This is a genomic window from Nostoc sp., from assembly GCF_036917435.1.
Lineage (GTDB): Bacteria > Cyanobacteriota > Cyanobacteriia > Cyanobacteriales > Nostocaceae > Nostoc.
Map to the genome: position 1 here is coordinate 76,137 of NZ_JBALDM010000040.1, position 16,244 is coordinate 92,380.

22 protein-coding genes and 1 pseudogene are annotated in these 16,244 nt (G+C 41.9%); 16 read left to right on the top strand and 7 right to left on the bottom strand.

Annotation, left to right across the window (positions count from 1 at the left end):
* Positions 1-7: 7 nt before the first annotated feature.
* Positions 8-136, top strand: coding sequence for a hypothetical protein (locus V7K98_RS19330; protein ID WP_335024668.1), 129 nt, complete (start codon positions 8-10; stop codon positions 134-136).
* Positions 137-241: 105 nt separating this feature from the next.
* On the opposite strand, the gene V7K98_RS19335 is transcribed toward V7K98_RS19330, so the two are convergent.
* Entirely contained in the window at positions 242-457 is a 216-nt protein-coding gene (locus V7K98_RS19335; RefSeq protein WP_335024669.1) for a hypothetical protein, read from the bottom strand.
* Positions 458-471: 14 nt separating this feature from the next.
* Between V7K98_RS19335 and V7K98_RS19340 the strand changes: the two genes are divergently transcribed.
* Positions 472-2,139, top strand: a complete 1,668-nt coding sequence (locus tag V7K98_RS19340) for a transglutaminase family protein (protein WP_335024671.1) — start codon at positions 472-474, stop codon at positions 2,137-2,139.
* 444 nt (positions 2,140-2,583) lie between these two features.
* Here the strand turns inward: V7K98_RS19340 and V7K98_RS19345 are convergent, their stop codons facing one another.
* Entirely contained in the window at positions 2,584-3,453 is an 870-nt protein-coding gene (locus V7K98_RS19345; protein ID WP_335024673.1) for a PD-(D/E)XK nuclease family protein, read from the bottom strand.
* Positions 3,454-3,599: 146 nt separating this feature from the next.
* Here V7K98_RS19345 and V7K98_RS19350 point away from each other — a divergent pair, with 146 nt between their 5' ends.
* The 3 genes and pseudogenes from V7K98_RS19350 to V7K98_RS19360 all read left to right on the top strand — a co-directional run.
* The gene (locus V7K98_RS19350; RefSeq protein WP_335024675.1) at positions 3,600-5,015 is read left to right on the top strand and encodes a phosphoglucomutase/phosphomannomutase family protein; all 1,416 of its coding nucleotides are present in this window, start codon (positions 3,600-3,602) and stop codon (positions 5,013-5,015) included.
* Between the two features lie 126 nt (positions 5,016-5,141).
* Complete coding sequence (locus V7K98_RS19355) at positions 5,142-5,420, top strand: LapA family protein (RefSeq protein WP_335024677.1); 279 nt, start codon at positions 5,142-5,144, stop codon at positions 5,418-5,420.
* A 109-nt stretch (positions 5,421-5,529) separates the two neighbouring features.
* Positions 5,530-5,631 (top strand): annotated as a pseudogene (locus tag V7K98_RS19360) (DUF433 domain-containing protein); the annotation flags it as partial.
* Positions 5,632-5,694: 63 nt separating this feature from the next.
* Here the strand turns inward: V7K98_RS19360 and V7K98_RS19365 are convergent.
* Together V7K98_RS19365 and V7K98_RS19370 are read right to left on the bottom strand one after the other, a co-directional pair.
* Positions 5,695-5,988 (bottom strand): type II toxin-antitoxin system RelE/ParE family toxin, encoded by a 294-nt coding sequence (locus V7K98_RS19365; RefSeq protein ID WP_335024679.1) that lies wholly within the window; start codon positions 5,986-5,988, stop codon positions 5,695-5,697.
* Positions 5,963-6,205: a CopG family ribbon-helix-helix protein gene (locus V7K98_RS19370; protein ID WP_335024681.1), complete on the bottom strand. Its 243-nt coding sequence runs from the start codon at positions 6,203-6,205 to the stop codon at positions 5,963-5,965. The genes V7K98_RS19365 and V7K98_RS19370 overlap by 26 nt, the downstream gene beginning before the upstream one ends.
* A gap of 362 nt (positions 6,206-6,567) precedes the next feature.
* Between V7K98_RS19370 and V7K98_RS19375 the strand changes: the two genes are divergently transcribed.
* Positions 6,568-7,041, top strand: a complete 474-nt coding sequence (locus V7K98_RS19375; protein ID WP_335024683.1) for a TspO/MBR family protein — start codon at positions 6,568-6,570, stop codon at positions 7,039-7,041.
* A gap of 49 nt (positions 7,042-7,090) precedes the next feature.
* Here the strand turns inward: V7K98_RS19375 and V7K98_RS19385 are convergent, their stop codons facing one another.
* Together V7K98_RS19385 and V7K98_RS19390 are read right to left on the bottom strand one after the other, a co-directional pair.
* Positions 7,091-7,837, bottom strand: coding sequence for a M15 family metallopeptidase (locus V7K98_RS19385; protein WP_335024685.1), 747 nt, complete (start codon positions 7,835-7,837; stop codon positions 7,091-7,093).
* Between the two features lie 27 nt (positions 7,838-7,864).
* Entirely contained in the window at positions 7,865-8,125 is a 261-nt protein-coding gene (locus V7K98_RS19390) for a DUF4926 domain-containing protein (RefSeq protein ID WP_335024687.1), read from the bottom strand.
* A gap of 49 nt (positions 8,126-8,174) precedes the next feature.
* Here V7K98_RS19390 and V7K98_RS19395 point away from each other — a divergent pair, with 49 nt between their 5' ends.
* The 6 genes from V7K98_RS19395 (at position 8,175) to V7K98_RS19420 (ending at position 13,008) form a co-directional block, all read left to right on the top strand.
* Positions 8,175-9,668: an aminotransferase class I/II-fold pyridoxal phosphate-dependent enzyme gene (locus tag V7K98_RS19395; protein WP_335024689.1), complete on the top strand. Its 1,494-nt coding sequence runs from the start codon at positions 8,175-8,177 to the stop codon at positions 9,666-9,668.
* A gap of 91 nt (positions 9,669-9,759) precedes the next feature.
* Complete coding sequence (locus V7K98_RS19400; RefSeq protein WP_335024691.1) at positions 9,760-10,260, top strand: DUF2059 domain-containing protein; 501 nt, start codon at positions 9,760-9,762, stop codon at positions 10,258-10,260.
* Positions 10,261-10,491: 231 nt separating this feature from the next.
* On the top strand, positions 10,492-11,511 hold the full coding sequence (locus V7K98_RS19405) for an ABC transporter ATP-binding protein (RefSeq protein ID WP_335024693.1): 1,020 nt from the start codon (positions 10,492-10,494) through the stop codon (positions 11,509-11,511).
* A gap of 3 nt (positions 11,512-11,514) precedes the next feature.
* Positions 11,515-11,688 carry a hypothetical protein gene (locus V7K98_RS19410; RefSeq protein ID WP_335024695.1) on the top strand — a complete coding sequence of 58 codons (174 nt, stop codon included), beginning with the start codon at positions 11,515-11,517 and terminating at the stop codon, positions 11,686-11,688.
* A complete protein-coding gene (locus V7K98_RS19415) occupies positions 11,685-12,575 on the top strand; it encodes an ABC transporter permease (protein ID WP_335024697.1) in 891 nt (296 codons plus the stop codon). Before V7K98_RS19410 ends, V7K98_RS19415 begins: the two co-directional genes overlap by 4 nt.
* A 40-nt stretch (positions 12,576-12,615) precedes the next feature.
* Complete coding sequence (locus V7K98_RS19420; protein ID WP_335024699.1) at positions 12,616-13,008, top strand: hypothetical protein; 393 nt, start codon at positions 12,616-12,618, stop codon at positions 13,006-13,008.
* A 249-nt stretch (positions 13,009-13,257) separates the two neighbouring features.
* Here V7K98_RS19420 and V7K98_RS19425 read toward each other — a convergent pair whose 3' ends face one another.
* Positions 13,258-13,695 (bottom strand): peroxiredoxin, encoded by a 438-nt coding sequence (locus V7K98_RS19425; RefSeq protein WP_335024701.1) that lies wholly within the window; start codon positions 13,693-13,695, stop codon positions 13,258-13,260.
* 192 nt (positions 13,696-13,887) lie between these two features.
* Between V7K98_RS19425 and V7K98_RS19430 the strand changes: the two genes are divergently transcribed.
* The 4 genes from V7K98_RS19430 (at position 13,888) to cobQ (ending at position 16,218) form a co-directional block, all read left to right on the top strand.
* Positions 13,888-14,289 (top strand): Npun_F0494 family protein, encoded by a 402-nt coding sequence (locus V7K98_RS19430; RefSeq protein WP_335024703.1) that lies wholly within the window; start codon positions 13,888-13,890, stop codon positions 14,287-14,289.
* 70 nt (positions 14,290-14,359) lie between these two features.
* On the top strand, positions 14,360-14,515 hold the full coding sequence (locus tag V7K98_RS19435; protein ID WP_335024705.1) for a hypothetical protein: 156 nt from the start codon (positions 14,360-14,362) through the stop codon (positions 14,513-14,515).
* A 74-nt stretch (positions 14,516-14,589) separates the two neighbouring features.
* Complete coding sequence (locus tag V7K98_RS19440; RefSeq protein WP_335024707.1) at positions 14,590-14,721, top strand: hypothetical protein; 132 nt, start codon at positions 14,590-14,592, stop codon at positions 14,719-14,721.
* A 12-nt stretch (positions 14,722-14,733) separates the two neighbouring features.
* Positions 14,734-16,218: a cobyric acid synthase CobQ gene (cobQ, locus tag V7K98_RS19445; RefSeq protein WP_335024709.1), complete on the top strand. Its 1,485-nt coding sequence runs from the start codon at positions 14,734-14,736 to the stop codon at positions 16,216-16,218.
* The last annotated feature ends 26 nt before the right edge of the window (positions 16,219-16,244 follow it).

Here is a 16,244-nt window from a genome sequence, read left to right on the forward strand (position 1 = left end):
ACAGCAAATGGTTACAAAATTCGATCATAATTTAGTGATGGCAGGAATTCCATCTCCTAAAGTTACATTAAGGCGATCGCCCAGCTATATTAATGTATATGTAATTCTTAACATTTGTAAATTCCTCCTAGTTTGACATAGTATTATTTCTCACGAAAGAGTTGATCGGAACACATTGTACCGATAATTGTGAGTAATAGAGTTTATAAGCTCTGTTAAAGAGGATATGCCACTATTAATTTTAGGCTGCCATTCCTTTTATCTCATCCCGTAGTAAATAGCCAGGATGCATGGCACGATTGCATTTCTTCATTTTTAATTTTGCGGAAAGTTGAGCCAGTCCCTTGTGTATTTCGCCACTCAAGCAAACTGGAGTGCCATTAGGGTTTCCTGATCTAGCAAACTTTTCTAGCCGAATTTGGAATTTGGAATTACCCAGGCGTGCTAAACCATTCAATAAATATGCTTAATATGAGTTTTGCACTCCCCACGACCGTTAGCCAGATGTTTGGGCAAAAAACAATTCGACCGCTTACTGCTGCTACCCTGTGTGGCATTACTTTCATTAAAGATAGACTTATTGCCATTGATAGTATTAAAGGGCATTTACTGGAGATCGATCCCACCTCTGACAACAGCAAAATTATCAACCCCCATCAAGTTAAAGAATTTACCGATGTCACTGGTATAGCTGTGTGGGATGATACCCTCTGGGTGAGCCGCGAAAATAGTGTTTACTTGTGCAAGCTCAATGCTTTGGGTTTAGAACATTTTGTAACATTGCCTTATCCGGCTGATGGTGTTGCTGTTTGGGAAACAACAGTTTATGTCAGTTCCCAAAGGCTCGGCTACATTTTGATTTTTGACCGCGAAACCCGAAAAGAGATTACCAGATTTTATGCCCCTGGAGTTGGGATAGAGAATTTGGCAGTGACTCAGGAAATGCTCTGGATTTGCGATCGCACTGAACAATCAATTTACGCGATGGACAGGGCCACAGGTGAACTGCAATTTAGTGTTCTAACACCTTTTGAATCTCCTACAGGCATTGCAATCCATAAAAATGGCGAAACAGGCGAAGAAACAATCTACGTCGCTTATGCCTCAGAAGAAGCTTATATTCGGGATAATCCCAATGCCGATCCGAGTCATGAGTTAACATTCCGCGATCGCACTTTCATTCATCCCCTGCATTATCATTACCAGCCAGATAAGCGTTACGCCCTCTCTAACGGCTATCTGATTGAAATGTCTTATGCCGAAGAAATTGCCCCCTTAGACGAGGTTTATATCCCTGATGTAGAATGGCGCATCGCTCTACCATCAGAAACTGAGCGTCAAAAGGTCAAACACGTTGAACCAATTGGTATGCCATTTACCGAAGAAGTAATAGAAGGGCAACGTGTAGCAGTCTTTAAATTTGATTCTCTGGCACCAGGAGAACGGCATATATTTGGCTGGAAAGCACTTTTAGAAGTTCGAGGAATTAAGTATCGCATCACACCCAGAGATGTAGAAGATATACCTGAACTTTCCCCAGAATTACAAACACGCTACCTAGTGGATGACGACGATTTAGCAATGGATACTCCCATTGTTCGCCGTGCCGCTAGAGAAGCCATTGGTTCTGAAACTAATGTGCTGCGGAAAATGCACAGCATCCGCAACTACGTCTACGATCAGTTGTCCTATGGTATTAAACCTTACATTGACACACCAGATATAGTTTTAGAACGGGGCGTTGGTTCCTGTGGCGAATATGTCGGTGTATTACTTGCCTTATCTCGTTTAAATGGCATCCCCTGCCGGACTGTCGGTAGGTACAAATGCCCCGCCCATAGTGACTTACTAGGAGTGCCGCTACAACCCGACTTTAATCATGTTTGGCTGGAGTTCTACGTTCCGAATATTGGTTGGTTGCCAATGGAATCAAATCCTGACGATATCGGTGAAGGTGGCCCTTATCCGACGCGCTTTTTTATGGGCTTATGCTGGTATCACATTGAAATTGGCAAAGGTATCACCTTTGAAACCGTCACAAGCAAAGGTGCGCGGCTAACCAAAGAAGATATCCCCATTGGTGATTTAGCGATAAATCATATCAGGTTTACAATTCTTAAAGAATTACCACCCTTTTAAATTAGGGCATTGGGAAAAGAACCCTGAAAACGTAGGGTGTGTTACGCCGTAGGCTAACGCACCTTAATATTCTCTGCTTAACCACAATTTTCGTCTACTTCTGAACTCTTGTTCTGATGCAAGTATTCTTCAAACAATTCAAAAAATTTCTGTAGTGCCTCATGCTCATCTACGGAATAGAAAGGAATTATCTTAGCCCATGTTATTTTGACATAGGACTAATATTTGTATTTGATTTCTGAAAAGATACGCAGGGGAGCCAGTCGCATGGGCGGGTTTCCCGACTTGAGCGGACGTTCGCGTAGCGTCTCCGTCAGGAGAAGGAGCGTTACTGGCGTTGTGTTAGCGACAGCGTAACGCACCAAATCCTTACAAATGGTGCGTTACGGAAGCCGTAAGACACCCTACATATACTTATATCTTTTCAAAAATCAAATCGTATTGCTATAGATGATTTAAATTAACATTAACTCTTAAACTTGGCAGTGGATATGATTGAGTTTGCTTAAAATCGGCAAATTCACAGATTGAATTAAATGGGCAAAAGCGGCAATGAGAACCAGGATTAGGAGGAAAAATTTTACTAAAGTTACTCGTTTTTTCCTGATATTTTTGTAAATCGTGCTGATGCTTATGGGCAATATTAGCTAACTCAAATTTTAAGGATTCTAATTCACTATTATTGATGCTAATTAACTCAGACTTTTTACATATTTCTAAATTATAAAATGATGCAACAGCTTCTCGTTCCGGGTAAAGATAACGGGCAGCTAATAAATAAACTAATGCCTGTCGTTTGTCAAAAGCTGACTTACCTGTTTTGAAATCTAAAATATGTAAAGTGCGATCGCTCTCAATGAAAACGCAGTCCATAGCGGCATACAACCGAAAGCAATAATCCTCTTGTTCAACTACTATCGGTTTAGGAAAACCTTCATCACCCGGAGTTAATTGAATAATATCTTTATCTAACAGCAACGGCGCATTATGATATTTTTGCAAAATTTGTAGCACTCGTTGCTGAACTTGAACGCTTGAGTTGCCTAATTTAAGTAGCTGTGCAACTCTTGCTACACCATCTGCTTCCTTCAACAGATAGCTGTGATGATGAAACTCATAAATGCCTTTTTGGGCCAGTATACCAATCCTCTGGGGTGCGGTGGCTTGCCCTAAAAGCGCTTTGACTTGTGGTTCGTGTTGCCGTGCTTTGATAAACCCCCGTCTCATCTGGCAATGCCAGCGTTCTTGCCCAGTCGCTGGGGCAACTAGAGACCAAAGGTGATAACTGGCAAAAGGTCGATCGGGGGTTGACATTGCTCAGAAACAGTGAGAGAAAATACGGTGGGGATAACTTTAAACTAAGGCTTCCTTAGAAAATCACTTCGGAGGATACTTGCTGCTACACAAGCTTTACGGGAAGCTTTTATAGTACTGATAATGTACAGAAGCAAGTGGCAAAAATGTCCAGCAAGATAAAATTTGGCACTGATGGATGGCGAGGGATTATTGCCGATGACTTTACTTTTCCCAATGTGCGGAAAGTAACAAGAGCGATCGCCACTTATTTAGAAACAGCCTACAAAAAAGACAGACCAGTACTTATTGCCTACGATACTCGCTTTTTAGCTGACCAGTTTGCCCAAACATCAGCCCAAGTCCTGGCAGATTTGGGTTGGAGAGTGAAAATTACCGATCGGGATTGCCCCACACCAGTAATTGCCTACAACGCCCGTCACCTAAAATCGGCAGGGGCATTGATGTTTACTGCTAGCCATAATCCAGCACGCTACTGTGGAATTAAATATATACCCGATTATGCTGGGCCTGCCACTCCAGAGATTACTGATACTATTGTGGCAAATATAGAAAGCGCATCGGATGAATTGCCTGGGAGTAACCCATCAGGTTCAATTTCTATTTTCGATCCCAAACCAGATTACCTGCAATTTATCTATACCCTACTTGATATAGAAAGAATCAAAAGCGCTAATTTAAAGATAAAATACGATGCTTTGTATTCTACCTCTCGCGGCTATTTAGATGAAGTTTTGCAACATAGTGGCGTTGAGTTAGAAAGTTTTCACGATTGGAGAGATGTTTTATTTGGCGGTGGAATGCCAGAACCCAAAGGAGAACAATTAGTTGAGTTAGGGGAAGCAGTAGTCCGCGATCGCGCTGATTTGGGCTTGGCAACGGATGGAGATAGCGATCGCTTTGGCATTGTTGATGAACAAGGAACTGTCCTTAGTCCCAATACTGTGCTGCTAGTTCTAGCACGTCATTTGCTGAAAAACAAAGGTAAAACAGGCGCGATCGTCCGCACTGTGGCTACAACTCACCTGCTGGATAATTTCGCTGCTAAAAATGGGCTGCAAATTTATGAAACAGCAGTTGGTTTTAAATATATTGGCGAAAAAATGCGCGAAACTGCCGTATTAATTGGTGGAGAAGAATCAGGCGGTTTGAGTATTCTTGGGCATATTCCCGAAAAAGACGGGATTTTAGCCGATATGCTGGTGGCAGAAGCGATCGCTTATGAAGGCAAACCGCTAAGTCAAATGGTGGCAGAAGCGATCGCTGAAGCTAATGGCCCACTTTACAACAATCGCCTAGATTTACACCTCACAGAGGCACACAAAACCGCCCTCATCGACTCCTTTACGAAAAATCCACCTACAGAGGTAGCAGGAATTAAAGTTAAGGAAGTAGGGCGTAAAGATGGTATTAAGCTCTATTTAGAAGAAGGTAGCTGGATTTTACTACGTCCTTCTGGTACAGAACCACTAGTGCGCGTCTACCTAGAAACCAACACTCCCGAAAAACTCACCAAAATCGCGCAAGAGTTACAGAGTGTCATTGGTAAAGTCCCATATTAGAAGCATAATAATTTAGGAGTTAAGAGTTGTAAAGTAACAATTCTTAACTTCTAACTCTTATTAAAAGTTAGTTATAAATTACAAGTTCTAAATTAATAACTCCTCACTCCTAACTTTGCTCAAAGCATGAAAACTCTCGCTCCTTTTTTGACATCTCTAGTTTTAGCAGTTTCGGTAATAGCGATCGCAATTATTTCAGTCCAAAATGCCACACCCGTATCGTTAAAATTCTTAACATTCCAATCAATTCAAATACCAATGGGTTTAGTTCTCGCTTTTAGTGCAGGTTTAGGGTTAATTGGCATGGCACTGCTGCAACCTCTCTGGGGAATTGCTGCTTCTGGGCGGGGTAATTCTCGATTAGAAGACGATGCCGAATTTTTTGTTGATGATGAAGATTTTTGAAGACTGAATAGCTATGCAGTACCAAAATATTATTACGATCGAACCAGGAAAATGAGGTGGTAAGCCATGTATTCGAGGAATGCGAATTACTGTATAGGATGTTTTATCATATATTACCTCTGGTATGACCTACGAGGAAGTACTTGATGATTTTCCTTATTTAATACAAGAGGATATTTTGGACTGCCTAAGCTATGCAGCTGATCATTAAGTGACAAAGTGGATTTACTGTTGTAACCAGAGATGCTGATTTTAATGAGGTGAGGGGCGATCGCTAATCTGGATACCGCTTTGACGTGTGGAAAACTCGAAGAATTTCTACTGACTCTTCTTTGACTCGATAAATAACAATGTATGGTGTGCTAGAAATTACTAGCTCCCTTGTACCTTCTATACGTCCAGTTCGCCCCATAAAAGGATAATTCTCAAGTTGACTGGTAGCAAGTTGAATCCTCAATATCACTTCCGGCGCTGCTTGTGGGTTTTCTTTCAGGATGTAGCTATGGGCTTGTTCCAAATTACGAAGCGCACGACGTAGCCACTTAATCTGCATTGGTGAGTCTTGCAAAAGTCGCCTTTACTTCCTCATTACTGGCAAAGTCTCCAGCATCCGCCTCTGTAATCCCCTTTTGAATTTCTTCAATTTGCCAGTGATACATTTCTAGATAAGCGGCTACCGCCTCATTAAGCACGTAACTGCGATCGCGATTCATTCCGGCTGCGATTGCATCAAGTGCAGCTTTCTGATCGGTATCTATCCGAAACGTAATATTTTCTTTGCTCATCGTCTTGTAATAATTGCAATGCAATATATTATATTGCATTGCAAGATAATTGTGGCGATCGCTATTATCTCAAAGTGCCTGTAGGCGTCATAGACACTACATAAAAAAAGCTTGCCAATACAAGCCTTTTTAAAAGATTTTAAGAGAGCGATCGCGCTGTTCTAAAAGCAAAATATCCATTCGTGTTCTGGATCATCTAGGGCGGTGCGGACAGAACCTAAGTTAGGCAGATATTTGAAAGGGCTAGATTTAGCAATTTATGTGAGGCTAAAAGTATTGCTATTATATAACTTTAATCATACATAAAAAGTGATATTAAGCAATAGATAGCGCTTTTGACACTCCGTAAAGGACTAACGGGCATGATTAAATCTTGGATGGTGATTGGGGGCGTAGCTTTCTTGGTTGCTTTAGCCGCTAACGTGATTACGCCTAGCGATCGCCAATGGTTCAAGCGCTTACAAAGACCGAGATGGTTAACTTTTGAGGGTGCGATTCCAATTATCTGGACTGTAATATTTATTTGCGGTGCTTGGTCGGCTTATATTGTCTGGGAGAAAGACCCAGGAAGCACCTCAACCTGGTTAATCATGGGTTTATACTTGCTTTTAGAAATTGTGACTATTGCCTATACGCCCGTAATGTTTAGGCTTCGCAGTCTAAAAATAGGCACAATTCTTGGTGGCGCAGGTTTTATCATTTGTGCTTTATTAATACTTGCAGTTTTAGGTTTTTCTGGTTGGGCAGCATTGCTACTAGTTCCTTATTTACTCTGGAGTCCTATCGGTACTTACACCACTTGGCAGATGATAAGTCTCAATCCTCAAGATGCCTAATGGCCGCGCTGTTACTTCTTCCCTATCTAGTTTGGACTCCCATTGGTACTTACACTACCGACGAGTTAAAGGAACTGAATTCTTCAGATGCTTCAATACGTCCATAACGTGCTGTGACAGGATTGGCTGGATTCGATTGATTATTCAGCCAAGCCCACATTTGATCGCCAACAGAAAAATGCCACCACTCTCTAGGATTGCGTTGAAAGCCGGCTTTTAACATTACATCTTGCAATAGCTGACGGTGAGCATGATACTGTTGTGCTTCTGGATGGTCATTATTGGCATAATAATCGGGAAGCGATCGCTCTGACATTTCATCAATGGGCGAACCCATGTTTACTATTTGCCCACTATCATCTACCAGCGTCACATCCACCGCCGCACCCGTACTGTGAGGAGGGGGAGTTTTTTCATCCAAACTTGGTGCAGCCCAAATTGCATAAACTGCTTCCCAAATCTCTTGGCGAAGATTCGGTGATAACTCCACGTCAGTTAATCCCCTGTCTTGCACTGCTTGAGCGAAGCTGTAATCTACCATAAACTGCTGGACTGCGATCGGGCGATAAGCATCAAAAATTTGGATATGCCAGTTGGGATGCAGCAAATTAAGGTAATTTTGGGCTTGGATCAAACTTTCAATAATGCTTTGACGGAGATAATAAGGTGAGTGTTCGCCATAAGTAGCACCTAATTTTTCATAAGGGTGGGGAGATTCCACCGCAAACAATTCTAAAGGAATCGCCATTAGCGGTTCACTACACTCGAAAATTGGGATTTGATGATACGGCCTCATGTGAATAATTCGTAATTCGATACAAATTTAGGCAATTGCCAAATCATAATGTAAAACTAAGATTTCATCTGCTCTCAAAGTCGCCATTGCATAAGCACAGCCTTCGGTATCAGCAAACTCAACTAAATAATGATATTCTTCTTCTTGCTCATACACTTCTACAATTGTTCCAACTTGTCCACTAGGTAAACTTTTGATAGAAGTATAATCTTCTTCCACTAGTTGTAATCTCTCAATAGGAATAGGCTTGAGTGTAGCAATAGTATCTAAAAGTTTAACTTTTTTCATTTAACAAACAGATTTTAAATTTTATCATTAACGGTTCGTTTCTCCAAAAATGCTCAATCAAAATGAAACACCTCTATTAGAGGCCTTAAAAGCAAATTCAACAAGACCTCATGCACCTTTTTACACCCCAGGACATAAACAAGGTGAGGGAATTTCTCAACCTTTAGCTGATTTATTTGGCAAAACTGTCTTTCGCGCTGATTTAACCGAATTAGCAGATTTAGATAATTTGTTTGCACCCCAAGGTGTTATTCAAGAAGCGCAACAACTAGCAGCAGCAGCTTTTGGTGCTTTGCAAACATGGTTTCTTGTCAACGGTTCTACCTGTGGAATTGAAGCAGCGATTCTCGCTACCTGTGGCACAGGTGATAAAATCATTTTGCCTCGCAATGTGCATTCTTCTGCGATCGCAGGTTTAATTCTCTCTGGTGCAATCCCAATTTTTCTCAATCCTGAATACGATCCAGTTTTAGATATCGCCCACAGTATCACGCCCAATGCCGTACAATCTGCACTACAAGAACATCCCGATGCGAAAGCAGTTTTAACAGTTTACCCAACATATTACGGTGTTTGCGGAGATTTGAGTGCGATCGCCAATATTACCCATCAATACAATATCCCTTTACTTGTAGATGAGGCACACGGGGCACACTTTGCCTTTCATCCAGAATTACCCACTCCAGCTTTAGCCGCAGGTGCTGATTTAACTGTACAATCCATCCACAAAGTACTTGGTGCAATGACACAGGCATCGATGCTGCATATCCAAGGTGACAGGATAGATTGCGATCGCATCAGTAAAGCTTTGCAACTAGTACAATCCACTAGTCCTAGCTATCTACTTTTAGCTTCTTTAGATGCAGCCCGTCAGCAAATGGCACTCCAAGGAAAAATGCTGATGTCTCGTACATTGCAACTTGCTAATGAAGCAAGAACAAAAATAAGCCAAATTCCTGGATTATCTTTACTCTCTATAGAGTTGGGGAAATCTCCCGGCTTTCTCGCTTTAGACGAAACGCGATTAACAGTAACTGTTTCGGGTTTAGGCTTAACCGGATTTGAAGCAGAGGAAATTCTAGATGAAAAATTTGCTGTCACTGCTGAATTCGCATCACTGCAACACCTCACCTTTATCATTAGTTTGGGCAACACCGCAGCCGATATTGAGCAATTAGTGCAAGGTTTTACCACTCTTGCCAAAGAATATCACCGCACCAACTTTAATCTGACAAATCTTAATGGGCAAAATCTTTTAAGTACACAGGGTTATGCTTTACATTTTTCTCCCCGTGAAGCCTTTTTTGCCGTCAGTGAAACATTGCCTTTAGCACAAACAAGCGATACTCGTTCCGAGTCGCTACACGATCGCATCTGTGCTGAAATCATCTGTCCCTATCCCCCAGGAATTCCTGTCTTAATGCCAGGAGAAATCATCACACAACCCGTACTTGAATATCTGCAACAAATTCAGATGATGGGAGGATTTATCAGTGGTTCTACTGACATTAATTTACGCAAAATCAAGGTAGTCAAACAATAACTTATATGATAACTTTAAGACATTTCTCACAATGTTTACCCCTTTGTAAAATTTACCTGAATTATCCTCTATTAAGAATAAATTTAAATCAATGAAGATAAATCTTTGGTTCCTATCAGTTGTACTTTCCCTGACAACAACCTATAATATAGCGGCTTTTGCTCAAACTCCAACGAATACTATTGCACCAAATAGTAACACTCAAGAAATCGAAAAAAACAATAATATCAAGAAATTGTTTGAGTTAACTGGTGTGAAAAATCTTTCTCAACAGATAATCACTAACTTAATAAATGAACTCAAGTCCAATTACTCAGAAGTACCTCTGAAAGTTTGGGAAAGTTTTGCTGCTGAAATCAAATCAGATGAACTTGTAGATCAGATTCTTCCTATTTATAAAAAATACTTTACTAATGAAGAAATTAAACAACTTATTGCATTTTATCAAACACCTGTAGGAAAAAAAACAATTACCGTTATTCCTCAAATCTCTCAGGAATCTTATGATGTTGGGAAAAGATATGGAATAGCAGCAGCCCAAAGAGCCTTAAAAAAATTGGAAGCAGAAGGATATATCCGCCCTAGTAAATAAAGCAGTGGATGATTTTAACTGGAATTTAGGAATGCTAATCTTTTAGTTCTGCTCAATTACCAATCTTGTCAATAAGAAGCAAAGGGGCAAGATTCTTTTCGCTCTCTTGCTCCCGGCGTGCCTATTGTGACTTGCTTGATAAAGTAACTTTAAACCCAGATCAACTTGCTCTCTACCTTCTACAATAAAGATAGAATTTGTTGAGATTTGTATAGTTGGGGATAAGCTGTCATGGCTCCCGCCGTTTTCATTCAAAATTTGCAAAAACGTTACGGCACCGTGGTTGCCGTTCAGGATGTTTCTTTTCAGGTAGAACCGGGAGAAATCTTTGGTTTACTTGGCCCCAACGGTGCTGGGAAAACTACAACCTTGCGTGCCTTATGTACGCTAACCACACCGGATGCTGGCACAATCGAAGTATCTGGCATCTCTGTGTTAGATAATCCCAGGGTTGCAAGACGACGACTAGGCTATGTTGCTCAGGAAGTAGCTATAGATAAGGTGCTAACTGGAAAAGAACTGCTGCAATTGCAAGCAGCACTTTATCACCTTCCACGTACAGTAGCCAAACAGCGCATTGAGACGGTATTAGATTTACTTGGTTTGCAAGAATACGCCAATAAAAAGACAGGAACCTATTCCGGTGGTTTACGCAAGCGCCTAGACTTAGCTGCTGGATTGCTCCATGCACCAGATGTTCTGGTATTGGATGAGCCAACAGTCGGACTTGACATAGAAACCCGTTTTGTGGTATGGGATTTCTTGCGAAAATTACGCGCCTCTGGGACGACAGTAGTAATTACCAGCCATTATTTAGAAGAGATTGACGCTTTAGCCGATCGCGTGGCAATTATAGATCGCGGCGTGGTAATTGCTTCTGGGACACCTTCCCAATTAAAAGATCAAGTAGGGGGCGATCGCATAACCTTACGAATCCGCGAGTTTTCCCCCAGTGAAGAAGCAGAAATTGCCAAAAACCTCTTGCAAACGTTGCCTTTTGTCCAAGAAGTGATCATCAACAGCGCTCAAGGTAATTCCCTAAACTTAGTGGTAACACCTCAAAACGATGTTCTCATTAATATACAGCAAGCGCTCAATACTGCTGGCTTGCCCATATTTGGTATTGCCCAATCTCGCCCCAGCCTCGATGACGTTTACCTCGCCGCTACAGGACGCACCCTAATGGATGCAGAACTTGCAGCCGTTGCCACTCGCGATCCCAAAGCTGAGAAGAAGCAGCTTATGAGATAGGGAATGGGGCATGGGGCATGGGGCATGGGGCATGGTGAAGATGAGGGAGATGAATTAATAACCAATACCCAATTCCCAATACCCAATCCCCAATTCCTAATTCCTAATTCCCAATTCCCAATTCCCAATTCCCAATTCCCAATTCCCAATTCCCAATTCCCAATTCCCAAATTATGAGCGTTACTCCTAAAACTGATATCAATTGGCAGCCGATAACATCGCCACAAGCAGATGTTAATCCTGCACCTAACTTTTTCGGTGAATTAGTACAAGAGACTTTGGCTTTAACTCGTCGCTTGTTTATTCAGCTGCAACGCCGTCCCTCAACTTTGGTTGCCGGAATTATTCAGCCAGTCATGTGGTTGATACTGTTTGGTGCTTTGTTCCAAAATGCCCCCAAAGGTATATTTGGCAATACAACAACAAATTACGGACAATTTTTAGCTGCTGGCATTATTGTGTTTACAGCCTTTGCTGGGGCGCTGAATGCTGGTTTACCCGTAATGTTTGATCGTGAGTTCGGCTTTTTGAATCGTTTGCTGGTAGCACCATTAGCATCGCGGTTTTCTATTGTCTTTGCTTCAGCAATCTTTATCATCAGCCAAAGTTTGCTGCAAGCAGCCGTGATTGTAGCGGCGGCGGCATTCTTGGGCGCTGGGCTACCCGATGTAACTGGTTTAAGTGCGATCGCTCTCATTGTATTCCTCTTAGCTTTGGGTGTAACAGCTATCTCCCTTGGTTTAGCTTTTGCCCTACCGGGACACATTGAATTGATTGCAGTAATTTTTGTCACCAACCTGCCATTATTGTTTGCTAGTACTGCTTTGGCTCCTTTATCCTTTATGCCTCAGTGGTTACAGGTTATAGCTACCCTAAATCCTCTCAGCTATGCCATCGAACCTATTCGCTATTTGTATCTCCATAAAAGTTGGGAATTAGGTAGCGTAGTAATGCAGGCTCCTTGGGGCAATGTTACCTTTGGGGGAGCGTTGTTGGTGTTGTTTGGCTTTTCCCTTGTAGCCTTACTGAGCATTCAACCCCAACTGCGGCGAACTCTTGCTTAAAGAGATAAAATAGAGCAATTTTATTTAGGGTCAAAATCCCATGAAAAAACCATTTTTACAAATTCCTAGACTCTTTGTAGTTACCGTTGCAGGTATGAGCTTTGCTTCCTTGCTCATATCTCAACCAAGTTCGGCTCAAGTAAGCAGCCCAGCAGATGCTTTTCCTAGTAATAGTGCAACAGACCAAAATACCGATCCCTTCGCCCGCTCAAACTCAGACAATTTCAATATGCTTGATCTGATTCATCGGGCGAATTTCGGGACTCTTAACTGGGATTCTAACCAAAAAAATGAACAATTAGACTCAGCCGCAGCAGTCTTTAGAGCAAGTCAACAAAAACGAATTCAACAAGGTCAACCACAACAAGTAACCCCCGTTTTACCATCGGTTACGCAGCCATCGGTTACGCTACCATTACCGTCAGGTAACTGAAATCAAACAAAGAACCCCAAGCCTCTAATACTTTGTCAGCTAGTTTTGTGGGTTTGTAGTAAGTACTTTAGTGCTTAGAAAATAAGGACTAAAGTCCTTACCCAACGGGAAAGTTAGTCGCTCATGGGGGAAACCCCCAAGATCGCGCTAACTCACTACGAGATTGTTTACCCATCAATTTAAACTTGACAGATTATTAGAGCTTGGGGTTGAGATTATTTCAAAATCCTTAGTTATTGTGGTAAAAAACTACAGCCCAAGTGCCGCTAAAATATCGCTAGCATGGGTGGTAGTATTTACAGCACTGTCAACATGAGTAATTTTACCCTTGGGGTCAATTACATAAGTGACGCGCTTGGCATAACCGCCGCCATCCACATCGAAAGCTTTGATGAGGGATTTATCGGAGTCAGCCAGTAGGGGAAAATTCAAATTATATTTTTGGGTAAATGCCTGATGAGAGACTTCATCATCAGCACTGACTCCCAATATTACAACATCTTTACCTTGATATTGAGATTGGGCATCCCGAAAACTACAGGCTTGTTTGGTGCAGCCTGGCGTATCATCTTTGGGGTAAAAATACAAAACGACGGTCTTACCGGCAAAATCAGATAACGAGACTGTGTTGCCGTTTGTATCTTTGGTGGTAAATGCAGGTGCATCCGTACCAACTGCTAGAGGCATAATTAACTTTTCCTGTTTCAGATTGTTGATGCACTTGAAATTTTACATTAATTTATAATGATTAAATATAATTGCTAAAAAATAACATAACTATACTTTAGGTAACTAATTTTGGTTAAATGGGGTATGTAGTAGAAAAAAATATATTTTTGAATTAATCTTTTTTAGAAGAAAAATTTCTCCCCGTACACAATGGCTGCTGATTCCCAAAACCCAAATATTTTTGTCTATCCTCAAAATACAGTAGAAAGAGCCGAGCGATCGCTAGTGTGTTCGCCCTTCAATCTATCTTTATTTGAAGTCATGGGACACCAGAGTGTGACATTAACAGCGATCGCCTCAGAAAATGGACTTAAGCAGGGCTATACAAAGCGCCCTTTATCAGAATTAGCCTGTGATAACGCCTTGGGCTGGCTGATTCAAGTAGGTGTATTGCGCCGAGAAGTCGATGGACAGGGGATTACAGATGGTTTTCGACTCACTCCTTTGGGTCGTCAGTTGGTAGAACAGTACCAAGGAAAAAATTGGCGGATACCTTCATGGCGCGATCGTTTATTCGATGTTGCGATCCGTTGGTTGCGGATACCCTTTTAGAAGAAAAAACCCAAGAGTTAGGATTACGCAATCAAAGGGAATAATATATACGGAAACACCACATCTATTCATGAAGTCTTTACAATGTGGTGGGAATTGGGAATTTGGAATTGGGCATGGGGCATGGGGCATGGGGCATGGGGCATGGGGCAAAAAAGGAGAAAGAAGTAATTCATTTTCCTCTTACAGCACTTACGGCAGCTATGAGGTACATCCTCAAAGCTGAAAGCTATGATAGCAGAGGGGCAAGAGGAAAACTGTATTGCATAATAGCCGCAAGCGCTGTAACTCTTACGCTGTGTGTTTTGGGTAAAATTCGCTTACTTTCTCAGAGAAAGAGGTAATTCATTCTCCCCTTCTCTCTTACCCCAATGCCCAATGCCCAATGCCCAATGCCCAATGCCCAATTCCCCTAGTATCTTGAAAAACTAACTAATAACAAATATGAAATCAATTATGGTCGTGGGGACAACATCCCATGCAGGGAAATCACTCTTAACTACAGCTATTTGTCGTATTCTATCGCGGCGTGGCTGGCGGGTGGCTCCCTTTAAAGGTCAAAATATGGCTTTAAATGCTTATGTAACTGCCAATGGTGGAGAAATTGGGTATGCCCAAGCAGTGCAAGCTTGGGCTGCGGGAGTCGTGCCTTGGGTAGAAATGAACCCAATTTTACTCAAACCCCAAGGAGATATGACTTCTCAACTAATTATCAAAGGTAGGTCTGTAGGTAAGGTGAGTGCCTCAGATTACTACGAGCAATATTTTGACCTGGGGTGGAAGACAATTGAAGAATCGCTACAGCATTTAGGAACAGAATTTGACATGGTGGTTTGTGAAGGTGCCGGTAGTCCCGCAGAGATTAACCTCAAGCACCGCGATTTAACTAATATGCGGGTGGCAAAATATTTGAATGCGCCAACGATGTTAGTAGTTGATATTGACAGGGGTGGTGCTTTTGCCCATGTCATCGGAACCTTAGAGTTATTGGAACCCGATGAACGCGCCCTAATTAAGGGTGTGGTAATTAACAAATTTCGAGGACAGCGATCGCTGCTAGATTCGGGAATAAAATGGTTAGAAGAACGGACAGGTATTCCTGTTGTCGGTGTTATACCTTACATGCAAGAAGTGTTTCCGGCGGAAGACTCCCTTGATCTGCTAGAACGTCAATCGTCATCAAGTAAAGCCCAAACTGACCTGAATATTGCCGTTATCCGCTTACCAAGAATTGCCAATTTCACCGACTTTGATCCACTGGAATCAGAAAGCACGGTTTCAGTAAAATATCTCAGTCCTAAGCAAGATTTAGGACATCCTGATGCCGTAATTATCCCAGGTACAAAGACCACAATTGCTGATTTACTACTGCTGCAAAAAAGCGGTATGGCAGAGGCTATTCAACACTATGCAGCTTCTGGTGGAACAGTTTTAGGTATCTGCGGTGGCTATCAAATGCTCGGTCAAATCATTGCCGATCCAGAAGGGATAGAAGGACAAGCTGGTAGATTTCAAGGGTTAAATCTGTTACCAATCAGAACTGTAATTACCGGACAAAAAATTGCCCGCCAGCGCCAAGTTAGCTCAAATTATCCACAACAGGGTTTGCCAGTAAATGGCTTTGAAATCCACCAAGGGCGATCGCGCATCGAACAGCAAGGTGTAGACCCTCAATCGTACCATGCCCTATTTGACGATATTAATTTAGGATTAGTGGATAGTTGTCAATCAGTCTGGGGAAGTTACCTCCACGGGCTTTTTGATAATGGCCCTTGGCGACGCGCTTGGTTAAATCGCCTCCGTCAACAGCGCGGTTTAAAATCTTTGCCCACCGGCGTTGCTAACTATCGGGAACAGCGAGAGCAGATTTTAGATTCTTTAGCCACTGAAGTAGAAAGTCATTTAGACTTAACTCCATTTTTGTCTTAAGCTAGGCTCTGATGGGAAATTTAAAT